The organism is Extibacter sp. GGCC_0201 (genome assembly GCF_017566055.1).
In the GTDB taxonomy this organism is placed as follows: Bacteria; Bacillota; Clostridia; order Lachnospirales; family Lachnospiraceae; genus Extibacter.
The window spans coordinates 1-213 of sequence record NZ_JABFCH010000242.1 but is presented as its reverse complement, the minus strand read 5'-3'; the positions used below and the strand labels follow the sequence as shown (position 1 = coordinate 213).

The 213-nt window shown below is 49.8% G+C and carries 1 protein-coding gene; it reads right to left on the bottom strand.

The features are described 5' to 3' along the window. Positions 1-213: hypothetical protein (locus HJV72_RS19405; RefSeq protein ID WP_330619084.1), on the bottom strand; the 213-nt coding region annotated here is incomplete at both ends.

The window sequence follows — 213 nt, the reverse complement described above, 5'->3', positions numbered from 1 at the left end:
CTTGCCATGTCAATAAAATCCTGACGCACGAAACCAGGGCGGATTGTGACAACTACTGTTTTCCCTCTGTAACTGAAACGGAAATAATATCTTCCGTGAGGACTCTCCAGAACCTCTTTGGCTTCCGGCATGTCCTTGTCTACATGAATCCGGCCATCGGAAACGCAGCGTGTCACGAGTTCAAAAGCATCTCTCCCTCCGGGTCCAGGAAAC